The organism is Clostridium sp. AF27-5AA (genome assembly GCF_003478415.1).
GTDB classification, from domain to species: Bacteria; Bacillota; Clostridia; order Lachnospirales; family Lachnospiraceae; genus Otoolea; species Otoolea fessa.
Genome location: NZ_QUFH01000009.1, coordinates 48,917 through 70,835, shown reverse-complemented (window position 1 = coordinate 70,835; position 21,919 = coordinate 48,917). Strand labels below are relative to the sequence as shown.

The following is a 21,919-nucleotide window of genomic DNA, read 5'->3' as shown; positions in this document are numbered from 1 at the left end:
AGCACAGAAAGATTCCGAGAGTACATGTACGGGGAAGGGAGGAACCACACATGGAGCTGACCGGCAGGCAGATACGGATCTCCGTCCGCAATCTGGTTGAGTTCGTTCTGCGTTCGGGGGATATTGATAACCGGCGCACGGCGGGTGCACAGAAAGAGGCGATGTTAGCTGGAGGACGGATGCACCGGAAGATACAGCGGCGGATGGGATCAGGGTATCAGGCGGAGGTGTCGCTGCGCCATTCGGTGGAGGAGGACGGATTCCAGATCGTGGTCGAGGGGCGTGCGGATGGAATCATCCGGGATGGAAAAGATGTCACGATCGATGAGATCAAGTGTGTTTACCAGGATGTAAACTGTCTGGAAGAAGCGGTTGGCGTGCATATGGCGCAGGCGCGCTGTTATGGCTATATCTATGGATTACAGGAAGCGCTGGACGAAGTGACACTGCAGCTCACCTACTGTAATCTGGAGACGGAGGAGATCCGCCGCTTTCAGGAGATCCAGACGATGAACGAACTTTCTGAATGGTTTGCTGGTCTGATCCATGAATATGTCAAATGGGCGCGTTACCTCTATCACAACGGGCTGCGACGTGATGAATCAATCAAAGCGCTCGAATTTCCCTATCCGTACCGGGCGGGACAGCGGGAGCTGGCTGTGGCGGTTTACCGGACGCTGGAGCGCGGGCGCAGGCTGTTTGTCCAGGCCCCGACCGGGATTGGAAAGACACTTTCGACGGTATTTCCGGCGCTTAAAGCGATCGGGGAAGGACATGGGCAGAAACTCTTTTACCTGACGGCGAAGACGATCACGCGGACGGTGGCGGAAGAGGCGCTGGCGATTTTGCGGGAACGCGGGCTGTATTTTCGTTCGGTCACGATCACGGCAAAGGAAAAGTTGTGTATTTTGGAAAAACCGGTGTGTAATCCGGAAATGTGCCCGCGTGCGAAAGGGCATTTTGACCGTGTCAACGATGCGGTGTATGAAATTTTGCATCAGGAATTTGGAATTACGCGTTCGGTAATTTTAGAGTATGCGGAAAAATTTCAGGTCTGCCCGTTTGAGTTCTGCCTCGATATTTCTTCGTTTGTGGATGGGATCATCTGTGATTATAATTATGTCTTTGACCCGGATGTGCGCTTGAAACGTTATTTTGCGGATGGGGACTATTTCTTCCTGATGGATGAAGCCCACAATCTGGTATCGCGCGCGCGGGAAATGTATAGTGCTTCTATTATAAAGGAAGAAGTGCTTTTGACGAAAAAGGTACTGGGACATCGTGCGCCGGCGTTGGGGCGGCAGCTTACAAGGTTAAATAAGGCGCTTCTGGGGATGAAGCGGGAGTGCAGCGGCTACCAGGTGCTCAAGGATGCCGGACATCTGGTTTCAGTGTTAAACGGTGTTTTTGGAGAAATGGAAAAGTATCTGGAAAAGCCGGGCGGGGAAGATGGGCGGGACACGATTCTGGATTTTTATTTTTCGGTGCGACATTTTTTAAATATGTATGAGCGGGTCGATGAGCATTACAGGATTTATACGGAACTTCTGCCGTCCGGCGAATTTGTCATCCGGCTTTATTGTGTCAATCCGATTGAAAATCTGGCGCAGTGCCTGTCGCAGGGGAAAGCGGCGGTCTTTTTCTCGGCAACGCTTCTGCCGCTCCGGTATTACCGGATGCTTCTGTCGGATCAGGAGGAGGACTATACGGTCTATGTGGCGTCCCCGTTTCCGCAGGAGCGGCGTCTTCTGCTGGCGGCGACGGATGTGACGAGCCGGTATACGCGGCGCAATGAGACGGAATACCGGCGGGTGCTGCGGTACATCCAGACGATGGCAAGTGTGAAAAAGGGCAATTATATTGTGTTTTTTCCGTCGTATCAGTATATGAACCGGGTACGTGAGGTGTGTGAAGGGGAATATGCGTATCAGAATGTTGAATTGGATGATAATGAAAAAATGAAAAATCATTCCGGGAAAAACGGAAAAAGCATGGAAATCCTGGTCCAGGATTCTCACATGACCGAGGAGGAACGAGAAGCATTTTTACAGAAATTTTCTCCCGAACGAACAGCTGAACGTGATACCTCCCTGGTGGCGTTCTGCGTGATGGGCGGTCTGTTTTCGGAGGGAATCGATTTGACAGGCAACCGGCTGATCGGCGTGATCGTGGTCGGAACCGGGCTCCCGATGGTATGCACGGAGCAGAAAATTTTGCAGGGATATTTTGAAGAAGAGGGAAAAGATGGATTTGCATATGCCTACCAGTATCCAGGCATGAATAAGGTACTCCAGGCGGCAGGGCGGGTCATCCGGACCGCGTCCGATCAGGGCGTCATCCTTTTACTGGATGACCGGTTCTGGCGTCGGGAGTACCGGGAATTATTTCCAAGGGAATGGAGCGATGTCAAACGAGTCAGTCTTTCGTCTCTGGAGCAGGAGCTCCAGGCGTTTTGGAGCCGTTTTCCAGAAGTTCAATAAATTCACGCGATGCCTGTGAGATCGGCATTGTCTCATTGTGGACGACGACGAGCTGGCGCGGCGGCAGGGCTTCAGTCAGGGTCAGGGCATAAAGTTCTTTTTCGCCAGCCGGGAGACAGAAATCCGGGACAAATGCGATGCCGAGACCGATGCGCGCCAGATCGATGAGCAGATCGTTGCTGCTTAATTCAATCTCCGGTACGAGGTCAAGCTGGTGCTTCTGGAACATGTTGTGCAGAAATTCGCTGGTGGTACTCTTGCGATCCAGCATGAGGATCGGGAGCGCCTGCAGCTCGTGCAGTGTAACCGGGCGGTCTTTCATCGGGAAATAGGTTTCATTGGCAACGAATATATCGTTGAATTCGCGCAGCACATGGATATTCTGCGTTCCACCGAGCCCGGAGTTTGGATAGTTCGTTAGGATAAAATCGACCTGTCCGTTGTCCAGAAGCCGCGCACATTCGATGGAGGTACGGTTGGTAACCTTGATGTGGATATTCGGGTAGCGCTTGTGAAATTCGTTTAAAAATGGCACCAGATAATAGCGGCAGATCGTGTCGCTTGCGCCGATGCGGAGCTGACCGCCGTTTAAGCTGTTAGAGTCGAGCAGCTGGTTTTCGCCCTGACGGATCAGGTTCATCGCCGGTTCCACGTGCTTGAGCAGGATCTCGCCTTCCGGGGTAAGCTGTACTTTTTTTGTGCTGCGGATGAAAAGAGTCTGGTTCAATTTCTTCTCCAGTACCTTGATCGACTGGCTGACCGCCGACTGGGAGATGAAAAGCTGCTTGGATGCCTCGGAGAAGCTTAACGTCGAGGCTACGTGGTAAAATACTTTATATAATTCATAGTTGATATCCATTTATTAGTCCTCCTTATAGAACTGTATTCAGTGTAACATGATTGGAGGGCGGAGTCAATAATGATTGTATCTGCGTCTTGTTTGTGATAAAATGACGGAATCATTTAGAAATATTTATTGTAACTGTACTGAACAGCTACTATTTATTTTTTAGGAGGGAACACCACATGGAATCTAATACATTTTATGATATTTACTTAGAGGAACTGAAAAATCTCCCGCAGGGCACGCCGGAGGAGGAAACGGCGCTTCTGAAAAAACTGACGGAGGGGGACAAGACAGCGGCTTCCCGTCTGACGGAGTTAAAACTGGCGAAGGCGGTTCAGATCGCGGAGGAGTACCACGATCGGGGACTTCCGGCGGGCGATCTGGTGCAGGAGGCAAATATGGCGCTGTTTCTGTTCGCAAGTGAGTACGAAAACGGTGATTTCGACGCGCAGATGGAGAAAAAGGTGCGCGCGGCGATCGAGGATGCGCTGCAGATTCAGAACCGCGAGACGAAGATCGAGGAGGAGATGGCGGCGCGTGTTAATGTCCTCAAGGATATTTCTGCGAGCATGGCGCGGGAGCTGGGACGTGAGGCGACCCTTGCGGAATTGGCGGAGCGCATGAAGATGAGCGAGGATGAGATCCGTGACATCATGAAGCTGACGATGGACGCGATGAAGGTCAGCGGTCAGGCGGCAGAGATGGCTCAGAAAGAGATAGATGAACAGGAGTAATAGAAAATGCTGTTTTATTTGGTACGCCACGGTCAGACCGACTGGAACCGGGCGGGAAAGATACAGGGAACAACGGATATTCCGCTGAACGAAACAGGACGGCAGCAGGCGGAGCAGCTTGCCACTGTCCTGAAAGAAAGGAGCGGCTATCCGGCGGAAACGCGGATAGATGCGGTCTATGCCAGCCCGCTTGCGCGTGCATTCCAGACGGCGGAGATCCTGGCAAAGGAAGGAAAATTACCGCTCCGCCGCCTGACGGGGCTGCGGGAGCGCGATTTTGGATGCTGGGAAGGCAAAAGCTGGCAGCAGGTGGAAGCAGAGTACCCGGATGAATTTCATCTGTGGAGGGAACAGCCGATGGTCGGCATCCCGTCCGGCGGAGAATCAAGAAAATCCTGCGAGGCGCGGAGTGAACGGGCGATCCGACAGATTTTGGAGGAGACAGCCGGGGATGCGGTGATCGTGGCGCACGGTGGGATCCTCGTCTTTTTGATGAATTATCTGCTCCGTTTCCATCGGGAGCCGCAGGAGATCATTGTGGCGAATGCCAGTCTGTCGGTTGTTTCGTATGACCGTTCGACGGGGATGGGAAAGCTGCTTGCACTGAATGAGACAGGGACGTTGGAACAGAAAAAATCGTTTTAAAGAATGATTTCAAAATGAAAAAAGCAGGAATGAAATAAGGCAAGAGATACAATAAGAGTTACTGTTCACGGGTAGGCACTTTTGGAACCGAAAGTGCCGTAAGAAAACGTGGTGGTAGCAGGAATTTGCCGTATTTAAATGCGAAGCCACGGCAAATTCCGTTACTGGGCACGTATGCGTGAACAGTAACCAATAAGATGTGTTAATAAAAAATATTAAATATATTAATTTTACTAATCTATAAAAATTGTGTATGATAAAGGCAGATGCTAGAAGAAGGCATTTGCCTTTTATGCTAAAAAATGAATGTATTTTACAGAACATGAAACATTAAAATACGAAAAAACAGGAGGAAAACATGAGCGTAAGACGTATTTTCGTTGAGAAAAAACCGGAATTTGCCGTATTGGCTCACGATCTGAAAGAGGAGATCGCAAGCTATCTGGGGATCGACACGATCACCGATGTCCGCGTACTGATCCGCTATGATATTGAGGATGTATCGGAGGATGCATATCAGAAAGCGCTGATTACTATCTTCTCTGAGCCGCCGGTTGATTTTGTCTATGAGGAGGCATTCCCGTCCAAGGAAGGCGATACGATCTTTTCCGTTGAGTTCCTGCCGGGACAGTTCGATCAGAGAGCCGATTCCGCAGAACAGTGTGTGAAACTTCTGAATGAAGAGGAAAATCCGGTAATCCGTTCCGCGACAACTTATGTTATTTCCGGAACACTGACCGCGGAGCAGATCGAGGGCATCAAGTCCCTGTGCATTAACCCGGTGGATTCCCGTGAGAATAACAACGCAAAGCCGGAAACACTGGTAACGGTATTTGAGCAGCCGGAGGATGTCAAGATTTTCGATGGTTTCTGCGGTTATGGCGAGGCAGAGTTAAAAGAACTCTACGATTCCCTGAACCTTGCGATGACGTTCAAGGATTTCGAGCATATCCACAACTACTTTAAGAACGAAGAGAAGAGAGATCCGTCTGTGACCGAGATCCGCGTGCTGGATACATATTGGTCCGATCACTGCCGTCATACGACCTTCCAGACTGAGTTAAAGGACGTTACCTTTACAAAGGGCGATTACAATGAGCCGATGGAAGCTTCCTACAAACAGTATCTGGCAGATCGCGAGGTTCTCTACAAAGATCGCGATGACAAGTTTGTCTGCCTGATGGATCTGGCTGTTCTCGCTATGAAGAAGCTTCGCCGTGAGGGCAAGCTGGAGGATCTGGAGGAGTCTGAGGAGATTAATGCGTGCAGTATCGTAGTTCCGGTTACCATCGACGGCAAGGAAGAAGAGTGGCTGGTAAACTTTAAGAATGAGACCCACAACCATCCGACCGAGATTGAGCCGTTTGGCGGCGCTGCCACCTGCTTGGGCGGTGCTATCCGTGACCCGCTTTCCGGACGTACCTATGTATATCAGGCTATGCGTGTGACCGGTGCGGCTGATCCGACCCGTCCGATGTCGGAGACACTGCACGGCAAACTTCCGCAGAAGCGCATCGTAAAGGATGCAGCACATGGCTACAGCTCCTACGGTAACCAGATCGGTCTTGCTACCGGCTATGTAAAAGAGATTTATCATCCGAATTATGTGGCAAAACGTATGGAGATCGGTGCTGTTATGGCAGCAGCTCCGCGCAAAAATGTCATCCGTGAGACTTCCGATCCGGGCGATGTAATCATCCTGATGGGTGGACGTACCGGCCGTGATGGTATCGGCGGCGCAACCGGTTCTTCCAAGGTACATACCGAGGAGTCCATCGAGGTCTGCGGCGCAGAGGTTCAGAAGGGAAATGCACCAACAGAACGTAAATTACAGAGACTGTTCCGCCGCCCGGAGGTCAGCCGTCTGATCAAGAAGTGTAACGACTTTGGCGCCGGCGGTGTATCGGTAGCGATCGGTGAGTTAGCTGACGGACTTCAGATTGACCTTGACAAGGTTCCGAAGAAATATGCAGGTCTGGACGGAACGGAGATTGCGATTTCCGAGTCACAGGAGCGTATGGCTTTGGTGGTAGATCCGAAAGATGTTGATAAGATGCTTGCTTACGCAGCAGAAGAGAACCTGGAGGCAGTTCCGGTTGCCGTTGTTACCGAGTCTCCGCGTCTGGTTCTGAATTGGAGAGGCAAGACGATCGTAGATTTAAGCCGTGCATTCCTGGATACCAACGGTGCACATCAGGAGACAACTGTTACCGTTGAGGTTCCGACCAAGGAAGGCAATGTATTTGATAAACAGGAAGTAAAGGATGTCAAAGAAAAATGGCTGTCCATGCTTTCTTCCTTAAATGTATGCTCCCAGAAGGGTCTGGTTGAGATGTTCGACAGCACCGTGGGCGCAAGCAGCGTATTCCTTCCATACGGCGGCGTTCACCAGATGACCGAGACACAGGCGATGGTGGCAAAACTGCCGATGAGCGAGGGCAAATGCGATACCGTTACCATGATGAGCTACGGCTATGATCCGTACCTGTCCAGCTGGAGCCCGTACCACGGCGCTACTTACGCAGTGCTGGATTCCGTTGCCAAGATCGTGGCAAACGGCGGTGATTTCCACAAGATCCGCTTTACCTTCCAGGAGTACTTCAAACGTATGACTGAAGATCCGAAGAGATGGGGCACACCGTTCTCCGCTCTGCTCGGTGCTTACAGTGCACAGCTCGGATTCGGACTTCCGTCCATCGGCGGCAAGGACAGTATGTCCGGTAGCTTCTATGATGAAGAGCACGGCGAAATCGACGTACCGCCGACACTGGTTTCCTTTGCAGTTGATATTTCCGATACCAAACACGTGGTATCTCCGGAATTTAAGAAAGCGGGCAGCAAGATTGTTCTCTTTACCATCGAGAAGGATGCACATGACCTGCCGGTTTACAGCCAGATCATGGATGGTTACGAGAAAATCTATCGCGATATGGAGGCTGGAAAGATTATTTCCGCATATGCGGTTGAGGGTGCTGGTGTGGCAGAGGCTGTCAGCAAGATGGCATTTGGTAACCGCCTGGGCGTAAAGATTGAGCACAATGTAGATCCGAGAGACTTCTTCGCCGCTGGCTGGGGCAATATCGTCTGCGAGGTTCCGGATGGCAAGGTAGGCGAGCTGTCCATCCCGTACACTGTGATCGGTGAGGTAACCGACAAGGGAACCTTCGAGTATGGCAGTACCGTGATCTCTATGGAAGAGGCTCTGAAAGCATGGACCGGAACCCTGGAGAAAGTGTTCCCGACCGCTTCCGGCGCACCGATGAAGGCAGCAGAAGAGACACTTTACAATACCGATAAGATATATGTATGCAAACATAAAGTGGCAAAACCAACCGTATTTATTCCGGCAATGCCGGGTACCAACTGCGAGCTGGACAGCGCGAAAGCGTTTGAGGCAGCCGGAGCGGAGACGATTGTGCGTGTATTCCGCAACCAGAATGCATCCGATATCCGTTCTTCCATCGAGCAGTACAAAGAGGATATCAAGAAATCCCAGATCATTATGTTCCCGGGTGGATTCTCCGCAGGTGATGAGCCGGATGGTTCGGCTAAATTCTTCGCTACGGTATTCCGCAACGAGGCGATGATGGAGGAGATCGACAAACTGCTTCATGACCGGGATGGCCTGGTACTGGGTATCTGCAATGGCTTCCAGACATTAATCAAACTGGGACTTTTAACCGGAGGCAAGATTGAGCCGCAGAAAGCAGATTCCCCGACTCTGACAACCAACAACATTGGACGCCACATTTCCCGCATGGCATACTTAAAGGTTGTATCTAACCTGTCCCCGTGGCTCAGAAAAGCAGAGCTGGGAGGCGTATACTGCAATCCGATGTCCCATGGTGAAGGACGTTTCGTAGCCAACGAGGAGTGGCTTGCAAAACTTCGCGCAAATGGTCAGATCGCGATCCAGTACAGCGATTCGAACGGAAACTTATCCGTCAGCGAGGAGTGGAACCCGAACGGTTCCTACCAGTGCATCGAGGGTATCACAAGCCCGGATGGACGTATTCTTGGTAAGATGGGTCACAACGAGCGCTGCTGGAGCGATACAGGCATGAATATCTATGGAAATCAGGATATGCAGCTGTTTGCTTCAGGTGTGGAGTATTTCAAATAAAATGAACACCTGCTTTTAAGCAAGGTAGAAATAGACCGGACCGCAGAAATCTGCCCCGGTCTATTTTTTGTGCGATAGAAAATTCCTTGGAATTCCCCATCACACAAAAAGGTACATTCTTTTTATGTCACAGAAAATAGCAATTATGATATAAATTTTATCATTGACGAAAATGTCAGAAAACCTTAAACAAAAAGTTATTCTCAGGTAATAAAAGTGTGCTATCCTGTCAATAACAGAAAACAGACATTTACTTCAAAAAACAAGGTAAAAATTTTGAAAATACCGACAGTTTATTTTGACGCAGGCAGATATGTTTGTTATAATGGAAACAAGAGTTTGTACGCGAGAGTACATTAAAAAAGGAGGATGGGATATGAGACATAACCTGAAGGCAGCGGCGGTTTCCGCTCTTGCTATCATGGCGGCACTGGCGATGAGTATTCCGGCATACGCGGCTGACAAAAAGATCTCGGAAGTTAAGTTCCGTGTCAATGCGAAACCGGAAGCGGGCGACAGCATCGGGGATCCGGATGTACAAGTTACGAAGGGTAATGTTGAGATTACCGAGCAGGAGTTTGACAATGACGACAGCGAGTGGGAGAGAGGTGATAAGCCGGTCATCTACCTGACGATCGAGGCAAAGGACGGTTATCAGTTATCCGGCACAAAGCTTTCTGCAACCAAGTCGGCTTACAAAGTTACGAAGCGATCTGGCGATAAGAGCGAGTGGAAAGTTAAGATTACGATGTCAGCTGTTGACGGCGATTTGGATACGGTCGAGGATCTTAGCTGGAGCAATCGTACCGCAACCTGGGACAGTGTATCGGATGCAGGCAAGTATGAAGTTAAGCTGTACCGCAACAGCTCTACCGTAACGACTGTTACAACTACAGGCACAAGCTACAATTTCTACCCATACATGACGAAATCCGGCGATTATACCTTTAAGGTGCGCGCGGTTGACGGAAGCGATAAGGGTGAGTGGAGTGACGAGTCCGATGAATATTATATGAATTCTTCAGATGTGTATACAGGTACACCTCCGACCGATAATTCTTCTGGTGGTTCCACTCCGGCAAATGCGAATGGTCAGTGGGTAAACAGCATTTACGGCTGGTCTTACTACATCAATGGTGTACCGGTTAAGAACAACTGGGTATATGTTGATAATGAGTGGTATCATCTGAATGCAAACGGATTCATGGATACAGACTGGATCTATACTGATAATAACTGGTTCTATTTAAACCCGGTATCCGATGGTACGAGAGGCAAGATGCTGACCGGCTGGCAGCAGATTGGACCGTACAAGTATTATCTGAATCCGGTATCCGACGGTACTCGCGGTGCAAGAAAGACAGGCTATCAGTTCATCGATGGCGCATGGTATCTGTTTGACCTGAATAGCGGAGCACTCTGGACGAACATGGTAACTCCGAACGGTATGGTAGCGGATGCAAATGGTGTTCTTCACTAGGGAGCTATCTGGCAGCAGACCGGAAGAGGATCTGAGATGCGGAAACATACATAAATGAAATAAAAATCAGACAGCGGCAGACAGCGGACGAGCGAAAGCAAGTGGCTGATGCCGCTGTTTTTTGTTTTTCTTGCACAGAAGGGGGGAAAAAGGATATAATAGAGAATCATATTGAGAAGCCGGAGAATTGATGAGGCGGGAATAAGAAACAGAGAGGAGAATCGATAAATTACGATGAAACCAACTGTATTATTGTATAATTTTACTGATTCCAAAAGAAAAATGAAGGTGCAGCAGGCGCTTATGCCGCTGGGATTCCGTTTAAGGGCAGTGACAAAGGAGGAGTACGGGCTGCCGGTGGGCGTGCTGGCTGGTGTGAAAGGACTGAATGAGGATGTCCTCAAGGAAGCCGGACAAGCAATAGAGGCTGTGGAGGAAACGCAAAAAGAAGAGTCCGCTCAGAAACTGGCAGACGGGAGGCTACAGCGAGAGGTGCCGGAGAACGATTCTTCCAGGAAAAGGGATTTCTCGGATGAGATGGCGATCATGGCAGGCTTTTCTTCCGCCCAGATCGATGCATTTATCTATGCACTTCGAAAAAAGGGAGTCGGACGGATCGATTATAAAGCAGTCCTGACACCGTATAATATGAAGTGGGATTCGGTACAATTATATGAAGAGATCAAAAAAGAGCATAAGATGATGACGGGGAAAGGTAAAGACGAATCATTGTGATGCCATGGGATTGGTGAAAGGGTGTTCAGGAGGAAAGAGCGGGCTTGAAAGGTCATTTTACTGCTTGATGTGGAGGTGGAAAGATGCTGGAAAAAGTTGATTTGAATAAATCAGTGGATAAGGAAAACTACAAGAAGCTTCGGGAAGAGATGGATGTGAAGCTGGGAGAATTGCAGCGCGCCTGTAAGGAGGAAAAGATCCCGGTTGTCATCGTATTTGACGGATTCGGGGCAGGCGGTAAGGGAACGCAGATCAACCGCCTGATCCAGCCGCTGGATCCGCGCGGCTTTGATGTTTATGCGAGCCGGGAGACGGGGGAGGAGGAACGGATGCGTCCATTTCTCTGGCGGTATTGGACGAAGACACCGGAAGATGGACGTATGATGATCTTTGACAAGAGTTGGTACGATAAGGTTACCGTTGACCGGTTTGACAAAGAGACGAAGCGGCAGGAGCTAAACGGGGCGTTCCGGGATATCCTTTCATTTGAAAAGCAGCTGGCAGATTCCGGCATGATTCTGATCAAATTGTTTCTGTATATTTCCAGGGACGAGCAGAAAAAGCGCTTTAAACGGCTGGAAGAAAGCAAAGAGACTGCGTGGCGTGTGACGGAGGCGGACTGGAAGCGCAACAAGGATTACGATACATTTCTGGAGATGAATGAGGAAATGCTGCAGCGGACGGATACCGGGTACGCGCCGTGGACGATCGTGGAAGCGACTGATAAAAATTATGCGGCAGTCAAGATTTTATCCACCGTCACAGACCGGCTGGAGTATGAGCTGAACCGCCGCCGAATGGAACGCGAGGAAGGGGCGGTGCATCCGCCGGTCAAACTTCCAGATGAGCGGTTTAAAAATGGCGTGCTTTCCGGCGTGGATCTGACGAAAACGCTGACACGCGAGGAATATAAGGAACGTTTGGATAAGCTGCAGAAAAAGCTGGAGGTGCTGCACGGCGAGCTGTACCGGCTGCGGATTCCGGTGGTGATCGGCTTTGAAGGCTGGGATGCGGCGGGAAAAGGCGGTGCGATCCGGCGCCTGACAAGCCACCTGGATCCACGCGGCTACAAGGTCAATCCGACGGCGGCACCGAATGATGTGGAGAAGGTACACCATTATCTGTGGCGTTTCTGGCGGGAGATGCCGAAAGCGGGGCATATTGCGATCTTCGACCGCACCTGGTACGGGCGTGTGATGGTGGAGAGGATCGAGGGCTTCTGCAGTGAGGCGGACTGGAAACGGGCGTATCAGGAAATCAATGAGATGGAAGAGCACATGGCGAATTTTGGCGCGGTGATCGTGAAATTCTGGATTCATATTGATAAAGATGAGCAGGAATGCCGCTTTAAGGAGCGCATGGAGGATCCGGCAAAACAGTGGAAGATCACGGACGAAGACTGGCGCAACCGTGAAAAATGGGACGCATACGAGCAGGCAGTCAATGAGATGCTGGTGCGGACCTCTACCACCTATGCCCCGTGGACGATCGTAGAAGGAAATTCCAAATATTACGCGCGCGTCAAGGTGCTGGAAACGGTTGTGGAGGCCATGGAGGAGAAGATCCGTGAGGTAAAAAAGCTGCGTAAGTGATAGAAAAAAGCGGGCTGTCGATTTGGCAATCATGTGTGGAAATATGCAGAAGCGCGGTTGCAATTCTTCGTAAGATACAGTAAAATCAATATTTAAAGAAAATAGACGGCAATTTAAAAAATACAAACATTTGTCTAAACTTTGCATTAAGTGTAACGATAGAAAGGAAGCGGACAAAATGGAGCAGACAGCAAAAGAAAGCACGCTTGCAATTATGGCAGAGCATGCCGGGGATCCAACTCCGATGGAATTATTTCATATGCATGTGAAGCATGAGGGAATCAATACAAAATCGAAAGACGAAGCGCTTTGATGAGCAGGGACGCTGCATTTTCGCCTGTTTTAAAGAAGAAGTCGGCGGATTTGCGATTCACCTGGTACAGGATTGATAGCACCAAGCGATATAAAAACGAAAAGGATAGCAATATGAAAAAAATAATCGTGATCGGCGGCGGGGCAGCCGGTATGGCGGCTGCGATTGCGGCGGCGGAAAATGGCTGCGCGGTAACGATCTATGAAAAGAATGAGAAACTGGGAAAGAAAATCTATATCACGGGAAAAGGGCGCTGCAATGTGACGAATGACTGTGATATGGAAGGGCTGTTTGACAGTGTTGTGACAAACAGCCGCTTTTTGTACAGTGCATTTTATGGTTTTACCAATCAGGATATGAAGGATTTTCTGGAGGCGAACGGCTGTCATGTTAAGGTGGAGCGCGGCAGCCGTGTCTTTCCGGTGTCTGACCGAGCGTCGGATGTGACATCGGCGCTTGCAAGACGGCTGCGGGAACTGCGCGTGAAAGTAGAATTGAATCAGGGAGTCCGGGAACTGTGGCTGGAGGATGGTGTATTAAAAGGTGTGATTCTGGCGCAGGGCGGTAATGAGCGTGGGAAAAAGGACTCCTACATAGCTGCGGATGCAGTGATCGTGGCGACGGGCGGTTTGTCCTACCCGACGACCGGCTCAACCGGCGATGGTTACCGGTTTGCGGAGGCAGCAGGGCACAAGGTAACGGAACTTTCGCCGGCGCTTGTTCCGTTTGAGACGAAGGAAGATGTGAAGGAGCTGCAGGGACTCTCCCTGCGGAACGTGGAAGCTGCTGTTTTAAATGGAAAGAAAGAGGTTTACCGTGAATTTGGTGAGATGCTGTTTACCCATTACGGCGTTTCGGGTCCGGTACTCTTGAGTGCCAGCAGTTATGCGGCGAAAAAACTGAAAAAGGCTCCGCTGACTCTGATGATCGATCTGAAACCGGCGCTTTCCATGGAACAGCTCGATGCGCGGATTCTGCGCGATTTTGAGGCGGAGAAGAATAAACAGTTTAAAAATGCGCTGAACCATCTGTACCCATCAAAACTGATACCGGTCATAATTCGCCGCAGCGGCATTGAGCCGGACAAGCAGGTCAACGCCGTGACGAAGGAAGAGCGGAGACGGCTGGCGGAGGTGACAAAGCATTTTACACTGACGCTGACCGGGCTGCGAGGTTTCAATGAGGCGATCATTACCCAGGGCGGTGTGACGGTAAAAGAAGTTAATCCATCCACGATGGAGTCGAAGAAGCTTCCAGGGCTTTATTTTGCCGGGGAAGTGCTGGATCTCGATGCAGTCACCGGCGGCTACAACTTACAAATTGCGTGGTCGACCGGTGTGCTGGCAGGACGGAGCGCAGCGGAAAATCATGAATTATAACGATATGAAAAAGGGGAAACGAAATGCCGATTAATATAGCGATTGATGGACCAGCCGGGGCTGGGAAGAGCACAGTGGCAAAGAAGCTGGCGGAAGATTATGGATATATTTATGTAGATACGGGGGCGATGTACCGGGCGATGGCATTGTATTTTCTGCGCCAGGGCATCGACAGCCATGATGAGGCGGCGATCGGACGCGCCTGTGAGACGGTTTCCATTTCACTGGAATATGAAAATGGGATCCAGCAGGTTTATTTAAATGGGGAGAATGTCAGCAGCGAGCTTCGGACGGAGGCGGTTGGAAATATGGCTTCGAATACCTCTGTCTATGCGCCGGTCCGCAAAAAACTGGTGGAGCTGCAGCGTGAATTAGCCGGACGCCGGGATGTCGTGATGGATGGCCGGGACATCGGAACGGCGGTTCTGCCGGATGCGACCCTGAAAGTATATCTGACCGCGAGCAGCCGTGTGAGAGCTGGACGCCGTTATAAAGAGCTGACCGAACGCGGGGAAAGCTGTTCCCTGGAGGCGATCGAGCAGGATATTATCGAGCGCGATTACCGTGATATGCACCGGGAATTGTCGCCTCTCAAGCAGGCGGAGGACGCCATTTTACTGGATACTTCTGAGTTGGATTTTGAAGAGGTAATGCGGGAGATGGAGAAGCTGGTTGAGGCGGCGAAGAAAAAGCAGAAAAATCCCATTGCCGTAGGCAATTTTTGATGGATTTTTGCGCGTGACTGTGAAGGTACTGAACAGTTACGAAAATGCCAGGAAAAAGGAGAAGTGGGAAAGGGGCGGCAGCAAACATGAGACGATTGAAACAAACATGGATCGCCGCAGCACTTGGGATGAGTGTATGGATGACCGCCTGTGCGGGCGCGGCATCGGAGACAGCCACACAGGAAGGGGCTGTCGATGAGGAGAGCCAGGGGGCGCTCTGTGAGGCTGTGGCTGAAAATGATCAGGCGCAGGAGCAGCCCAAACGGGATAAAACGCAGGAAACTGAGCGGACGGAACCGCTCACGGTTGAACCAGTCCGGGAAACCCTCAATATGACGCATTTTGACAACTGTACCTTTGCAGCTGGGTTCAAACCGCAGCAGATCCATCAGGATGAAAGCAATGTTATCATCACATTGACGGTCTATGACTATGAGCATTTTCATAAGGCAGATATCGATGAACTGCAGGCGGGAGATACGCTGCTTATCGATGGGAAAGAATGTCTCATTACTTCGATTGACCGACAGGAGTCTGGGCGGATCGAGATCAATGGCGGTCCGGCACAGGGGGGAGAAGAGCTGAGAATGGTAGAGGAGGATTCCTTTTATGGCTCGGAGATGGCAGTCGGGAGAAGTTACCATAAGCTGGGAGAGGTTACGCTGCAGATGGATGAGAACTTTGTCCTGACAGATGATTCTGACCCGGATACACCGCCGCAGGTGTATACCGCGGAAGAATTATTCGCGATCCGTGATCGGCTGATCGGGGAGTTTAAGCCATACAACACGGCTGTGACGGTGAAGAATGAGAAAATTATTTCGATTTACCGGAAATTTATGCCATAAAAGATATAAAATCATTAAGAGGAGGAGAGCACCTTTTATCCGGATGAGAGGTGCTTTTTTGTGTAACAGGAAATTCCTTGGAACTCCCTATTACACAAAAAGGCACTAACGTGCCAATGATGCGCACTCGCGCGAAGCAGAAACATGTCGCAAGCGACCGCGCTCGGCGCGAGAATGTGCCAAGGCACATTCTTTTTCAATATAATTTCCAGGATAAATTGACTTTTAAACATACCCCATCTATAATGAAACAAGCTGATATGGGCAGTGGGTGCCGCTGTTTGTGCCAGACCAGTCAGATTGCTCGGATTGGCAGGCGCGGACAGGGGGTAAAAGGGAAACAGGTGCAAAACCTGTGCGATCTCGTCACTGTGAACCGGAGAGTGGCGCCGCAGATGCCATTGCGAAAGTGAGAAGGCGCGGCGTGCATGATGACCCGAAAGCCAGGAAACCTGCCGGCTGTCGTGAACATATCGGTTAGAACTATTTTTGTGCGAGTCACACAAGGAGGAAAACATGAGAAAAAACAAAAAAGTAGTTGTAAGTGCAGCGGCAGTTACGATGTCCGTATTGCTTGGAGCCTGCGGTGGCAGTACATCCAGCCAGGCAACCTCGACGGAGGCGGCTTCTGAGGCAGAGACCGAGGCAGCTGAGAGCGCCGATTCCGATCAGGAAGCAGCAGATAAGGTGGCAAAGCTGATCGATGACATCTATGTACAGGAGCGCACCGATGACACGGATGAGCAGTGCAAGGCAGCCAAAGAGGCATGGGATGCCCTGACTGACGAGCAGAAGGAGCTGGTAGAAGGCGAGAACGCAGATCCAGATTATTTTGGTCGTGATACCGGCGACGCGAGCCTGGACGATCCGCGCAATCAGGATGAGATTGGCGACAAGGAGATCCTGGTAGTCAGCTTTGGTACTTCCTTCAACGACAGCCGTGTGAAAGATATCAAGAGTATCGAGGATTCCATCCAGGATGCATTCCCGGATTGGGCAGTCCGCCGTGCATTTACCGCACAGATCATTATCAACCACGTTGAGGCTCGTGACGGCGAGTGCATCGACAATATGGATCAGGCACTGGAGCGCGCCGTGGAGAACGGAGTTAAAGAGCTGGTTGTCCAGCCGACCCACCTGATGCACGGTGCTGAGTATGACGAGATGGTTGAGGCGCTCGAGAAGTATCAGGATAAATTCGAGCAGATAGCTGTCGCAGAGCCGCTGTTGGGTGAGGTTGGCGACGATGCAACCGTTATCAATGCAGATAAAGAGGCAGTTGCAAAAGCAGTTGTAGCAGAAGAAGCTTCGGAAGCTGGTTTTAAAGATGCAGCTGACGCAGCCGATCAGGGAACTGCATTCGTTCTGATGGGGCATGGTACCGCACACGTTGCAAAGGTAACCTACAGCCAGATGCAGACCCAGATGCAGAATCTTGGATATAGCAATGTATTTATCGGTACCGTAGAGGGCGAGCCGGAAGAGACCTCCTGTGAGTCTGTTATCGAGGCAGTGAAGGCAGCAGGTTATAAGAATGTCGTTCTTCGTCCGCTGATGGTAGTTGCAGGTGATCACGCAAACAACGACATGGCAGGCGATGACGAGGATTCCTGGAAGAGCCAGTTTGAGGCATCAGGTGCATTTGACAAGGTAGATACTCAGATTTCCGGTCTGGGCAGAATTAAAGCAGTAGAATCATTCTATGTTGCTCATACACGGACAGCCATTGATTCTATTGTGAAATAATGTATATGAAAAAGAAATTAAATTTAGCGGCGCTTCTGCTTGCTGCCGCTCTTCTCGGAGCGTGCGGAGGACAGAAACAGGACGCAGCCGACACCGTGGCGCAGACAGAGAGCGCAGAAACCGAGAATGTCGAACAGAAAAGCAGCATTGACCTTGCAGACGGCATCTACACCGTCGATTTTAAGACGGACAGCAGTATGTTCAAGGTCAATGAATCGAAAAATGGAAAAGGTGTCCTGACGGTCAAGGATGGCGAGGCGATACTTCATATCAGCCTGACCTCGAAAAACATCGTGAACCTGTATCTGGGTACTGCGGACGAGGCAAAGGAAGATGAAGCCGGTTGGCTGCAGCCAACCGTAGACACGGTTACTTACAGCGACGGTCTGAGCGAGGAGGTCAACGGCTTCGATGTGCCGGTTCCGGCGCTCGGAGAAGAATTTGATCTGGCTCTGATTGGTAAGAAGGGCACCTGGTACGACCACAAAGTAAAGGTAGAAAATCCGGTTTCCGGAGAGGCAGAGGACGCGGAAGCGGCATCATCCGAGACGGAGAATAGCGATGATGCGGCAGATGCCCAGAAACCGGCAGGGCAGACTGCAGATGTGGCAGACGGCACTTATACCTGTGAGGTAACCCTGCAGGGAGGTTCCGGCAGAGCATCGGTGGACAGCCCGGCGACCATTATCGTCAAGGATGGAAAGGTGACTGCCGATATTGTCTGGAGCAGCCCGAACTATGAGTATATGCTGGTGGATGACGTGCAGTATGATCCGATCCAGACCGAGGGCAATTCCGAGTTCCAGATTCCGGTAACGCTGGATGAGGATGTAGCGGTCAGTGCCTTGACGGTGGCGATGAGCCAGCCGCATCTGATTGATTATACGCTGCATTTTGACAGCGTGACGTTATCAGAAGTTACGAAATAAAAGTAGATAGAAATACCTGTCCAGGAAGAACCTCCCGGTCCTTTTGTACATATTTTGATTACAGAAGGATCCGGGAGGTTTATGTCTATGCGTATCTGTGAACTCAAACAGCGGGAAGTTATAAATGTAAAAGATTGCAAGCGCCTTGGTTTTGTGGGCGACGTCGATTTTGACATCAGCACGGGAAAAATGCTTGCGATCATCGTGCCAGGACCGGGCTGTGTCTGGGGCTTTCTGGGGCGGGAAAAAGAGTACATAATTCCATTCTGCGACATCTGCCAGATAGGGGATGACATTATTCTGGTGAGGCTGAAAGAAGAGAGAGAAAAGAAGGAATAAAGAAGGAATAGCGGAAAACTTCTGCTTGCAGAAGCGCACTTCCTGCGATATTATAATAAGTATGATATGTTATGAAAACTTGGCGGGGGCATATCAATAAAACCAGAAAAGGGGAAGAGCGATTGAAGTGTCCATTTTGCAACGCGGCTGACACGAAAGTAATCGATTCACGGCCTGCGGATGACAACAGTTCTATCAGACGCCGGAGACAGTGCGAGACTTGTGGAAAGCGTTTTACCACATATGAAAAACTTGAGACGATCCCTCTGATGGTTGTCAAAAAGGATAATACCCGGGAGATGTACGACCGGGCGAAGATAGAGGCAGGAATCCTGCATTCCTGCCACAAGCGCCCAGTCTCTCAGGGACAGATTTCGGCGTTGATCGACGATGTGGAAAACAATTTATTTAACCGGGAAGAACGGGAGATCTCGACCGCGGTGATCGGGGAACTTGTGATGGAGCGGTTAAAGGATCTGGATGTGGTTACCTATGTGCGGTTTGCATCGGTATACCGGGAGTTTAAAGACGTCGATACATTTATGGAGGAACTGCAGAAGATACAGCAGCGGAATGTGCCGTCGTATGAGTCTGGAAAGAACGGGGAAGAGACCAGATGATGGGAAATGCGTTTTATCCGGATGAATGGCTGGATTCTGCGTATGATATCCCGTATGAGCAGTTTTACCAGAAGGGAATGCGGGGTATCATATTTGATATTGACAATACGCTGGTGCCGCACGGTGCCCCGGCGGACGAGCGGGCAGTACAGCTGTTTGAACGTTTGCGGGCGATCGGGTTCCACACCTGTCTGCTCTCGAATAATAAGGAGGCGCGGGTCGCCCCGTTTGCCGGACAGGTAGGTTCGGATTATATTTACAAGGGCAGAAAACCGAAGCGCAGCGGATACAGGCAGGCGATGCTCCGGATGGGAACGGGCGAGCGCTCGACGATGTTTGTCGGGGATCAGCTCTTTACGGATGTGTACGGGGCGAGGCGGACAGGCATCTATTCGATTCTTGTAAAGCCGATCAATCCGAAGGAAGAGATCCAGATTGTGTTAAAGCGGTATCTGGAGAAAATTGTCCTGTGGTTCTATGTGAGAAGATAGAAAAAAATAGTGGAAGGTTGCAGCCGGGTGTTTTTGAACGGTTTGAAAGAGCTTGCCAGGCGGCAGAACCGGATGCTGACAGGAGTGACGGAAACGGTGGAAAATCAGTTGTTTTCAGAAAAAATATCGGCAATTTTAGAAAAATAAGGGGCGGAATTGACATGATGTGCCCTGTGTTTTCAAAAAAGTAGTTGAAAAAGAGGATTTTATAGTATAAAATAAAAAAGATAAAGCGAGTATTTTCAAGGAGGAGCATCATTTATGATATCAGCGGGCGATTTTAGAAACGGCATCACACTGGAGATTGATGGCAACGTATACCAGATCATGGAATTTCAGCACGTAAAACCGGGAAAGGGAGCTGCGTTCGTTCGTACTAAAATTAAGAACGTAATGAATGGCGGCGTTGTAGAGAAAACCTTCCGTCCGACCGAGAAGTTCCCGTCTGCCAGAATCGACAGAGTTGATATGCAGTATCTGTATTCCGATGGCGACTTATACAACTTCATGGATGTAAACACATATGAGCAGGTAGCTTTAAACCAGGAGACAATCGGCGACGCACTCAAGTTCGTAAAAGAGAACGAGATGTGCAAGATCTGTTCTTACAACGGCAAGGTATTCTCCGTAGAACCGCCGCTGTTCGTAGAGCTTGAGATCACAGATACAGAGCCGGGCTTCAAGGGCGATACTGCTACAGGCGCTACCAAACCGGCAGTTGTAGAGACTGGCGCTACTGTATATGTACCGTTATTCGTAAACCAGGGCGATAAGATCAAGATCGATACACGTACTGGTGAATATCTGTCCAGAGTCTAAGTTATAACATATACGTCAGAAAGGTCTTCACGATACCGTTTGTACCCTTGTGGGGAGGCAGTCGTGTCACTGACAGGTTTCTGACTGGAAACAGAGATTACTGTTTGTGGCAGGCATTTTCCTTTGCTGGTTATGCAGCGCATGAACAGTAGCAAGCAGAGAAACTGTTGTAAGATCCGGAGGAAACGTCGAGATTTTACAACAGTTTTTTTGCTTAACATATCGGGGAGGCGTCTATGACGCGTCCGTTGGTTCATCTCAGAGAGCGGGTTCGGAGTGAGCGGTGCTCATGGGGAGTGATAAATATGGAGAACGGAAGAGAAGACCGTCTGCGTCTGGGGGAAGAGGATGAGCCGGGGCGCAGATCTGGTGGCAGGAAGAGGCGTACATCCGGCAGGCAGACGGCAATCCGCCGGGAGCGGACGAGGCAGCAGAAGAAGCGCCGTGTGATGATGCGGCTGTTTTTGTGTCTGCTTATTTTCCTCCTGGGTGCGGGAACAGGCTGGACGCTGCGCGGGAAAATGATCCGCAAGCTGATCGATCCGTCCACGATCGAGATGCCAAACTGGGTTGATGAGCAGCTTCTCACGGTCAACCGATATTCCAGACCGGGGACGAATATCCCGGTCATCAACGGGATCGTGATTCACTATGTGGCAAATCCTGGGACGACGGCACAGCAGAACCATGATTATTTTGAGGGGTTGAAAGATCAGAGCGGCAGTAACACTGTTTCCGTCAGCAGCAATTTCGTGATCGGTCTGGACGGCGAGATCATTGAGTGCGTTCCGGTCGGGGAGAAGGCATATGCCTCCAATGAGAGGAATGCGGACACCGTTTCGATTGAGTGCTGCCATCCGGCGGCAGACGGAAAGTTCACAGACGAGACGTATGACTCGCTGGTAAAACTGACTGCATGGCTGTGCAAGCAGCTCGATTTAAGTCCGAAAGACGTGATCCGTCATTATGATGTGACTGGAAAGGCGTGCCCGAAGTATTTCGTGGATCATGAGGATGCCTGGAAGCAGTTCCGCAAGGATGTGAAAAAGGCAATGCGGAAAGATATATAATATA

The 21,919-nt window shown here is 50.3% G+C and carries 20 protein-coding genes and 1 riboswitch; of the genes, 19 read left to right on the top strand and 1 reads right to left on the bottom strand.

The features are described from left to right. Positions 1–50 precede the first annotated feature (50 nt). Positions 51–2,480, top strand: a complete 2,430-nt coding sequence (locus DWY89_RS10060; protein WP_118524658.1) for an ATP-dependent DNA helicase — start codon at positions 51–53, stop codon at positions 2,478–2,480. Here DWY89_RS10060 and DWY89_RS10055 read toward each other — a convergent pair. Continuing rightward, on the bottom strand, positions 2,416–3,339 hold the full coding sequence (locus DWY89_RS10055; protein WP_118523399.1) for a LysR family transcriptional regulator: 924 nt from the start codon (positions 3,337–3,339) through the stop codon (positions 2,416–2,418). The genes DWY89_RS10060 and DWY89_RS10055 overlap by 65 nt on opposite strands. A gap of 167 nt (positions 3,340–3,506) precedes the next feature. Between DWY89_RS10055 and DWY89_RS10050 the strand changes: the two genes are divergently transcribed. From DWY89_RS10050 to DWY89_RS09975, 18 genes are all read left to right on the top strand, one after another. After that, positions 3,507–4,061 carry a sigma-70 domain-containing protein gene (locus DWY89_RS10050; protein WP_118524657.1) on the top strand — a complete coding sequence of 185 codons (555 nt, stop codon included), beginning with the start codon at positions 3,507–3,509 and terminating at the stop codon, positions 4,059–4,061. Positions 4,062–4,067: 6 nt separating this feature from the next. Then, positions 4,068–4,706 carry a histidine phosphatase family protein gene (locus tag DWY89_RS10045; RefSeq protein ID WP_118523398.1) on the top strand — a complete coding sequence of 213 codons (639 nt, stop codon included), beginning with the start codon at positions 4,068–4,070 and terminating at the stop codon, positions 4,704–4,706. Positions 4,707–5,064: 358 nt separating this feature from the next. Further along, a complete protein-coding gene (locus tag DWY89_RS10040; RefSeq protein WP_118524656.1) occupies positions 5,065–8,829 on the top strand; it encodes a phosphoribosylformylglycinamidine synthase in 3,765 nt (1,254 codons plus the stop codon). 376 nt (positions 8,830–9,205) lie between these two features. Then, the gene (locus DWY89_RS10035; protein ID WP_118468715.1) at positions 9,206–10,309 is read left to right on the top strand and encodes a hypothetical protein; all 1,104 of its coding nucleotides are present in this window, start codon (positions 9,206–9,208) and stop codon (positions 10,307–10,309) included. A gap of 234 nt (positions 10,310–10,543) precedes the next feature. Further along, complete coding sequence (locus DWY89_RS10030) at positions 10,544–11,044, top strand: DUF3783 domain-containing protein (RefSeq protein WP_118524655.1); 501 nt, start codon at positions 10,544–10,546, stop codon at positions 11,042–11,044. An 83-nt stretch (positions 11,045–11,127) separates the two neighbouring features. Then, positions 11,128–12,636, top strand: a complete 1,509-nt coding sequence (pap, locus tag DWY89_RS10025) for a polyphosphate:AMP phosphotransferase (protein ID WP_118293202.1) — start codon at positions 11,128–11,130, stop codon at positions 12,634–12,636. A 178-nt stretch (positions 12,637–12,814) separates the two neighbouring features. Beyond that, positions 12,815–12,949, top strand: coding sequence for a hypothetical protein (locus tag DWY89_RS14730; protein ID WP_270228412.1), 135 nt, complete (start codon positions 12,815–12,817; stop codon positions 12,947–12,949). Positions 12,950–13,062: 113 nt separating this feature from the next. Beyond that, positions 13,063–14,328 carry an NAD(P)/FAD-dependent oxidoreductase gene (locus DWY89_RS10020; protein WP_118523415.1) on the top strand — a complete coding sequence of 422 codons (1,266 nt, stop codon included), beginning with the start codon at positions 13,063–13,065 and terminating at the stop codon, positions 14,326–14,328. Positions 14,329–14,351: 23 nt separating this feature from the next. After that, entirely contained in the window at positions 14,352–15,053 is a 702-nt protein-coding gene (cmk, locus tag DWY89_RS10015) for a (d)CMP kinase (RefSeq protein ID WP_118523396.1), read from the top strand. A gap of 86 nt (positions 15,054–15,139) precedes the next feature. Next, the gene (locus DWY89_RS10010; protein WP_147353336.1) at positions 15,140–15,901 is read left to right on the top strand and encodes a hypothetical protein; all 762 of its coding nucleotides are present in this window, start codon (positions 15,140–15,142) and stop codon (positions 15,899–15,901) included. A gap of 297 nt (positions 15,902–16,198) precedes the next feature. Next, a riboswitch (cobalamin riboswitch) is annotated at positions 16,199–16,376 on the top strand. Positions 16,377–16,417: 41 nt separating this feature from the next. Further along, a complete protein-coding gene (locus tag DWY89_RS10005; protein WP_118293199.1) occupies positions 16,418–17,647 on the top strand; it encodes a sirohydrochlorin cobaltochelatase in 1,230 nt (409 codons plus the stop codon). A 5-nt stretch (positions 17,648–17,652) separates the two neighbouring features. Further along, positions 17,653–18,576 (top strand): hypothetical protein, encoded by a 924-nt coding sequence (locus DWY89_RS10000; protein WP_118523414.1) that lies wholly within the window; start codon positions 17,653–17,655, stop codon positions 18,574–18,576. 87 nt (positions 18,577–18,663) lie between these two features. Then, positions 18,664–18,915: a YlmC/YmxH family sporulation protein gene (locus tag DWY89_RS09995; RefSeq protein WP_106999996.1), complete on the top strand. Its 252-nt coding sequence runs from the start codon at positions 18,664–18,666 to the stop codon at positions 18,913–18,915. Between the two features lie 122 nt (positions 18,916–19,037). After that, complete coding sequence (gene nrdR / locus DWY89_RS09990; RefSeq protein WP_118472763.1) at positions 19,038–19,535, top strand: transcriptional regulator NrdR; 498 nt, start codon at positions 19,038–19,040, stop codon at positions 19,533–19,535. Continuing rightward, complete coding sequence (locus DWY89_RS09985) at positions 19,535–20,026, top strand: YqeG family HAD IIIA-type phosphatase (protein WP_118523413.1); 492 nt, start codon at positions 19,535–19,537, stop codon at positions 20,024–20,026. Before nrdR ends, DWY89_RS09985 begins: the two co-directional genes overlap by 1 nt. Then, entirely contained in the window at positions 20,005–20,217 is a 213-nt protein-coding gene (locus DWY89_RS14250) for a hypothetical protein (RefSeq protein WP_147352788.1), read from the top strand. Before DWY89_RS09985 ends, DWY89_RS14250 begins: the two co-directional genes overlap by 22 nt. Positions 20,218–20,287: 70 nt before the next feature. Continuing rightward, positions 20,288–20,845, top strand: a complete 558-nt coding sequence (gene efp, locus DWY89_RS09980) for an elongation factor P (protein WP_022358740.1) — start codon at positions 20,288–20,290, stop codon at positions 20,843–20,845. Between the two features lie 305 nt (positions 20,846–21,150). Beyond that, the gene (locus tag DWY89_RS09975; RefSeq protein ID WP_118522660.1) at positions 21,151–21,915 is read left to right on the top strand and encodes a peptidoglycan recognition family protein; all 765 of its coding nucleotides are present in this window, start codon (positions 21,151–21,153) and stop codon (positions 21,913–21,915) included. Positions 21,916–21,919 lie beyond the last annotated feature (4 nt).

Excerpts from the sequence above, each read along its gene's own strand:
- DWY89_RS10060 (WP_118524658.1), top strand. The coding sequence starts at position 51 with ATGGAGCTGACCGGCAGGCAGATACGGATCTCCGTCCGCAATCTGGTT.
- DWY89_RS10020 (WP_118523415.1), top strand. The coding sequence starts at position 13,063 with ATGAAAAAAATAATCGTGATCGGCGGCGGGGCAGCCGGTATGGCGGCT.
- DWY89_RS09995 (WP_106999996.1), top strand. The coding sequence starts at position 18,664 with ATGCGTATCTGTGAACTCAAACAGCGGGAAGTTATAAATGTAAAAGAT.
- DWY89_RS14730 (WP_270228412.1), top strand. The coding sequence starts at position 12,815 with ATGGAGCAGACAGCAAAAGAAAGCACGCTTGCAATTATGGCAGAGCAT.
- DWY89_RS10010 (WP_147353336.1), top strand. The coding sequence starts at position 15,140 with ATGAGACGATTGAAACAAACATGGATCGCCGCAGCACTTGGGATGAGT.
- pap (WP_118293202.1), top strand. The coding sequence starts at position 11,128 with ATGCTGGAAAAAGTTGATTTGAATAAATCAGTGGATAAGGAAAACTAC.
- cmk (WP_118523396.1), top strand. The coding sequence starts at position 14,352 with ATGCCGATTAATATAGCGATTGATGGACCAGCCGGGGCTGGGAAGAGC.
- DWY89_RS10005 (WP_118293199.1), top strand. The coding sequence starts at position 16,418 with ATGAGAAAAAACAAAAAAGTAGTTGTAAGTGCAGCGGCAGTTACGATG.
- DWY89_RS10035 (WP_118468715.1), top strand. The coding sequence starts at position 9,206 with ATGAGACATAACCTGAAGGCAGCGGCGGTTTCCGCTCTTGCTATCATG.
- DWY89_RS10045 (WP_118523398.1), top strand. The coding sequence starts at position 4,068 with ATGCTGTTTTATTTGGTACGCCACGGTCAGACCGACTGGAACCGGGCG.
- DWY89_RS10030 (WP_118524655.1), top strand. The coding sequence starts at position 10,544 with ATGAAACCAACTGTATTATTGTATAATTTTACTGATTCCAAAAGAAAA.
- DWY89_RS10000 (WP_118523414.1), top strand. The coding sequence starts at position 17,653 with ATGAAAAAGAAATTAAATTTAGCGGCGCTTCTGCTTGCTGCCGCTCTT.
- DWY89_RS10040 (WP_118524656.1), top strand. The coding sequence starts at position 5,065 with ATGAGCGTAAGACGTATTTTCGTTGAGAAAAAACCGGAATTTGCCGTA.
- efp (WP_022358740.1), top strand. The coding sequence starts at position 20,288 with ATGATATCAGCGGGCGATTTTAGAAACGGCATCACACTGGAGATTGAT.
- DWY89_RS09975 (WP_118522660.1), top strand. The coding sequence starts at position 21,151 with ATGGAGAACGGAAGAGAAGACCGTCTGCGTCTGGGGGAAGAGGATGAG.
- DWY89_RS10055 (WP_118523399.1), bottom strand. The coding sequence starts at position 3,339 with ATGGATATCAACTATGAATTATATAAAGTATTTTACCACGTAGCCTCG.
- DWY89_RS09985 (WP_118523413.1), top strand. The coding sequence starts at position 19,535 with ATGGGAAATGCGTTTTATCCGGATGAATGGCTGGATTCTGCGTATGAT.
- DWY89_RS10050 (WP_118524657.1), top strand. The coding sequence starts at position 3,507 with ATGGAATCTAATACATTTTATGATATTTACTTAGAGGAACTGAAAAAT.